Annotated in this window: 3 protein-coding genes; 1 reads left to right on the top strand and 2 read right to left on the bottom strand. The window is 46.2% G+C overall.

From position 1 onward, the window contains the following. Positions 1-430: hypothetical protein (locus SHEWPOL2_RS21315; RefSeq protein ID WP_037431490.1), on the bottom strand; the 430-nt coding region annotated here is incomplete at its 3' end. A gap of 312 nt (positions 431-742) precedes the next feature. Here SHEWPOL2_RS21315 and rplY point away from each other — a divergent pair. Further along, the gene (gene rplY, locus SHEWPOL2_RS21310) at positions 743-1030 is read left to right on the top strand and encodes a 50S ribosomal protein L25 (protein ID WP_037417983.1); all 288 of its coding nucleotides are present in this window, start codon (positions 743-745) and stop codon (positions 1028-1030) included. 195 nt (positions 1031-1225) lie between these two features. On the opposite strand, the gene SHEWPOL2_RS21305 is transcribed toward rplY, so the two are convergent. Then, positions 1226-5337, bottom strand: a 4112-nt coding sequence (locus SHEWPOL2_RS21305) for a translocation/assembly module TamB domain-containing protein (protein WP_037431487.1), incomplete at its 5' end; no start/stop codon positions are given.

The raw sequence follows: 5337 nt of genomic DNA, 5'->3' as shown, positions 1-5337 counted from the left end.
GTGCACGTTGACTGCGGTCCTGTGCGGCATTGGTAGTTTGTATCTTTTGCTCAGTGTTTAATGAGAGCTGCTGATAAAATTGCAGCTCTAGTGTTTGGATGTCCTGTAAGTAATACTCGAGTAGCGGCAAAAAAACTTGTCCCAGTTTATTCATCTCACGGTGTTGCTGCCAATCACTAACCTGCTTATTCAGACTTTGTGAAAACTTAAATTGTCTTAGTCTTTGGCTCTCAACTGCCGGTGATTCACAGATCTGCATTAGCATGAGTAAACTGCGGTTTTTTTGTTGTGTGCAGGCGAGCAGTTCCAGCAATTTTAACTCTATCGTGGTCTGCTGATAGGGGACAGTTTTAATGAGTGAGACCAGTTCACGGGCTAATTGGCAGGAGAGTCGATTTTCTTGTTGCAATAAATACAGCTCGTGACACATGTTTTACAAGGCTGAAGTGGCAAAATTTGCTCGAGCTTAACAGGCATCGAATGGCTTAAGTGTGATCAAGATCGCGTGTTTTTCGATTCAGATCAAAGGTGTTTCGCCTATGTAACAGCGCTAGAACAAGTTTCCCAATTCAATAAATACTCTTGTTAATTGATAACGATATCCCATTATTACCCCATTGCATTCAGAGTTTGGCAGTTCTTGTACCTGCTGAGTAACTGTGTTAGTATGCGCGCGTTTTATATGAGTCACCATTGGTCGAGAATGGTGATATTTTTTACTCTAAATTTAAGTGAGAAACACATGTCTTACACTATCCCAGCACAAACCCGCACTGAAATAGGGAAAGGTTCGAGCCGCCGCCTACGTCATGCAGGTAAAGTTCCTGCCGTTATTTATGGCGCAGGCAAAGAGCCAGTTTCTATTGTTTTTGATCACAAAGATATCATCAACATTCAAGCTAACGCTGACTTCTATACTTCTGTAGTGACTATCGTATTAGATGGCAAAGAAGTAGGCGTTCGTGCACAAGCTATGCAACGCCACGCGTTCAAGCCAATCATTGAACACGTTGACTTCGTTTACGCTTAATTGCGTAATTGAAGCAAAAAGCGCCTATATGGCGCTTTTTTTGTGGCTGCTTTTCACTCATCAAACTCTGATGCTTGCAAGTTAAGTGACTTTACCCATCAAACAATTGCTGGTGTTTAATCATTTTGCCTGTGCACAGCGTCAATATCATCATCGGCATGTAGCTCACTATTGTGTCTGTGTGCTAGCCAAGCACTACTTGATATTGAAATTGTAATAGATATCGAGGGATTGCCCTAAGGTACCGGATACGGTTTCAAGATAGAGTTGGGATAACAGGTAATATCTGACAGTCATCTCATATCCAGGATTGAATACGCCAACACCGTATTTGACCATAAGGTTATCACCGATAAAACCACTGATGGCAACGCGGCCCTCATCATTAGTGTCGAGTTGCACGTTAGAGAAACCAAATTCTTCGATAATGCCCGCTGCTGTATTTCCAATATTATTAATAGCGCCACCGCCACCAACCTGAGCACTGAGTCCCAGCGCAGCTCCCATCATCAAGGAGTTGTTCTGCTCATTATTGGTACTGTTGAACCCGCTGCCTTTAATAATATAAGACAGAATTTCGGCTTGTTCCTTGGCAGGATTAGAGAAAAGGGTGACCACCGGCCGAGTGGGAGTACCAGTGACGCGCACTCCCGCGACCAGATCTTCGCTCTTAATTTCCCGAATTGCTTCAATATTTAAATTAGGGACAGAAGGTGGGCCTACAAATTGCACTTCACCCGTACGGATTTTTAGCGTTTGCCCCATGAACTTATAGTTGCCTTGTTTGACCTTAATATCACCAAATAACAGGGGGGGGCGAAACGCCTGTTGCTGAAGTTTTAAGGTTCCCTGTAGCTTACCTTTGAGGCCCATACCATCGATTTTAAGATCGTTGCCAACGTTAATATTCAGGTCGGCCACAATGGCATAGGGGCTGGCTTTAGGTTGCGCGGCGGCAATTGAGTCATTGAAAACGACATCCTCTGACAAGGCTACACCACCCTCAGCCAGTTGCACTATCTTAATATTACCCGAGGGAACATCGACTACCCCTTTGACTTCAAGTTGTTGGCTGCTAAAGGCAATCGTGAGATCGGGCGATACATCTAAGAGTGCGAGTGGTGGTTGGATCACCGCCAGTTTATCGCCTTTGACGGCAAGTTCTCCGCTAAACAGCCCTTGAGGCCAACGCATTTGTCCCGTAATTCGGCCTAAACCATTGCCCATCATCCAGCGACCTTTAAGGGATGCCTGCTGACCGCCAAGATCCATCGACAGATCAATTTTATTGATAAGGGTAGGGTTCGCTGTCAGTGCAAGAGCTCCTTGAGTGAGCGAAACATTACCTGATACTTCGGGGGCATCTAGGGTACCAGCAAAGTTTAATTTGCTAGTCAGTAAGCCTTCTAGGGTATTGAGCTGTGGGAAAAATTCGCCAAGAGGTTGAAGATTAATTTGTGTGATATTGGCATAACCCGACAACGCGCGGTCAGGCGTCACGTTAACAGTGAGTTCACTTTGCCAGCTTGCCACGTCCTGTGACTCAAAGTTGATAGACGACATTAGTCGTTTGGCATCTAAGTTAGCTTTTAAAGCAAGTTGCTGATATTTAATGGTGACTTCGCGATTTTTGGCGCGTTTGAGTTTGATGCTACCGGTATCGAAGTTAAAATCGATATTCGCCGTGGGTTTTCGCCCTGCGGTCCAAGCAAAGTTTGCCAATAGCGAAGAGCGACCATCCCAATCCATATTGCTTGGTAATACTGGGGCTAAAAGTTTACCAAGATTACCAACATAACTTAGTTGCACCTCGCCTTTTTTACCTAGCGAGATTTGATTATCTAAACAAATCTTACTGTTAGGGTTTACTAGACAGAAGGGGCTGACATTGCCTTTGGTTGTATTTTGATCCCATGCAACAAGGATATCTTTATCTACTTCCCAGCGACCAACAGGGGTTGCCAAGTTAATTTTATTCACTTGAGCTTGTAGTCGAGATTTTTTCATATCGTATTGACTGGTCACGCCAAGCTCGAGCCCCAAATCCCCAGTGGCACTTAGGGTCAGTTTTTGGTTTTGAATATCGCCTTTACTGCCAAAGGTGACGGTATCTAGATTCTGTGAACCGAGTTGTAGCGCCTTAGACTTGAGCGATAGGGCAAATTCGTGTGCATCCAAAGGCTTATAGTAGGCTTTGAGCGTGGATTCCCTCAGCTTAATATTTTGGTGCACCAGATCGACCAGTTGCGCGGTTAACTCAAGCTGTGGATGTTTTTCATCCCCAGTGACATTGATATCGGCCTGCAATTGGCCGCTGGCTTGGGGCAGCCATAAACCAAAATCGGGGACTTGCAGCTTACCCTCAATGTTCCAGGTTTTGTTGGTTTCCCCCGTTAAAGTTAAGGTGGAACCCAGTACCTTGGCATTGACCCCTTTGGCGCTGATATACAGTTTATCGTTGATACTGACATCGGCGGTGATATCAAATGGATATCCCTGCAAGGTGCCCGACAGTTGAGTGTCCGTTAGAGCAACTTGCCACTGTTTATCTAACAAACGTCCCGTGGTCTGTAATTGTCCAGAGATTAAACTGTTTGGCAGGCTGCTGCTTGCAGTGGCAGGCATCGCCTTATCGGTATTTGTGCTCGGTGTGTTCGTGTCCTTATTTGGCGTTGATTCTGGCATCTGCGCTATTTCTGGCAGGGTGATTTCCTGTAATTTCAGGTTATCGAGCAATACCTTGGCTTTCCAATTGATCGCCTTAGCGTAATCTAGTTCACCGGTTACATCGATCGAACCTAGCTCGCCCTTAGCATTAAACTGCTTAATATCGAGTTTCGCATCTTGATGATGGAGTTCACCGCTAATGGCTAACACTTTATGAAAAGGTGTGGTGACATTTCCTTTGAGCGTCGCGGCTTGTTGATTAAGGGAGCCTTGGCTGTCGAGGTTAAGATCGCTGACGAGATACTCGGCATGTTGCAGTGGCCACTGTGCGCGGGCTTTCTGCAGTTTGACCTTGTAGGGAAGCGTGGGATCTTTCAGGGTCAATTGCCCATCGAGACTAAAATCCACATCTCCTTTTGCAAGGGCTTGAATACTGAGTTGTCCGACACTTTGGCTAAGCGTGAGGCTTAATTGTTGATGTGTCAGCTCCGGCAACTCGGCAACCTGAGTCACATTGGCCTTAACCTCAAGCGCGAGCGGATAGTCCTGTTCGAGGGCGAGTTGGCCCACCACAGAAAGATCTCCATAACTGTGGCCAAGTTGCAGTTTATCAAGGGTTAACTGATACTTGGCAAATTGCCCCTGAAGCTCAATATGGCTAAACAGATCTTCGCGTGGCCCAATCTGCAAACGGCTGTTGTCTAAGCTAAGTTGTTTTACATCCACCGGAAAAGGCATAAACACCTGCGGCAAATGGGCAAGTGCCCATTCCTCTGTAGATGTTTGCTTATCGGCGTTTTTATCAATTTGCTTTTCAGCCTGAGTATTCGCTGGCGTTTGCGCCGTAGCTCCCTTATTAGCAATGGGCTTATCCGCTGAAGCTTTAGCACTTGCTATCGCCGCTGCAGTTGCAGCTGTCTCGGCTGCCTTGGTGTCAGTGACTTGTGTGCCTGTGATTTGAGTATCTGTGACTTGAATACTTGCGCCTTGAGGATCTGTGGCCTGTGTGTCTAGAACAGGGCTGTCTTCGGTAGGAATTAACACAGCCAAGCCTTCACTGCTAAGCTGCTCGACTGTCAGTCCTTCGGCAAACCAAGTAGCGGCGGTCTGAATATGATTGGCCGAAAAGCGCATCTTATCGACCGCAATATTGATGTTGTTCAGTTCGGCGCTGTCGAGCTTTATCCCAAAGGGCAAGACCAGTTCGGTAGGCTCGGCATTTTCGGGGGTAACGTCGGCTTCAGTGGAACCTGAGCTTAAGGCCTCGGTATCGATATTGACATCGATTTGGCTCGCCGTTAAAGCATTCACACACAGTTGTTTTTGTAGCAAACAAGTGGGTTGCCACGCCAAATGTAAATTCTTGAGCTCAACGTTAATCCCTTCCATTGACCAACTGGCGTGGGCTAAGGTGAGATCCTTATTTAAGGAGCCAGAGGTGTAGGTGAGCGCCAGATCGGGCACAAATTTATCGGCTAAGCCGACACTGATCCGTGAGCCAATTTCAGTCCCCAGCAGTAATGCCATCATCACCAAGAGAGTTAAGGGGACGTAAACAATAATGCGCATACAGAGTTTAAATATTTGCCATAGGCGCAGCTTTAGGGTTTTAGGCGGAACACAAGTTGGGTTTTGTTCCA

The organism is Shewanella sp. POL2 (genome assembly GCF_000282755.1).
Lineage (GTDB): Bacteria > Pseudomonadota > Gammaproteobacteria > Enterobacterales > Shewanellaceae > Shewanella > Shewanella xiamenensis.
This window is presented reverse-complemented; position numbering and strand designations above follow the sequence as displayed.

Coding starts and splice junctions, on each gene's coding strand:
- rplY (WP_037417983.1), top strand. CDS start 743: ATGTCTTACACTATCCCAGCACAAACCCGCACTGAAATAGGGAAAGGT.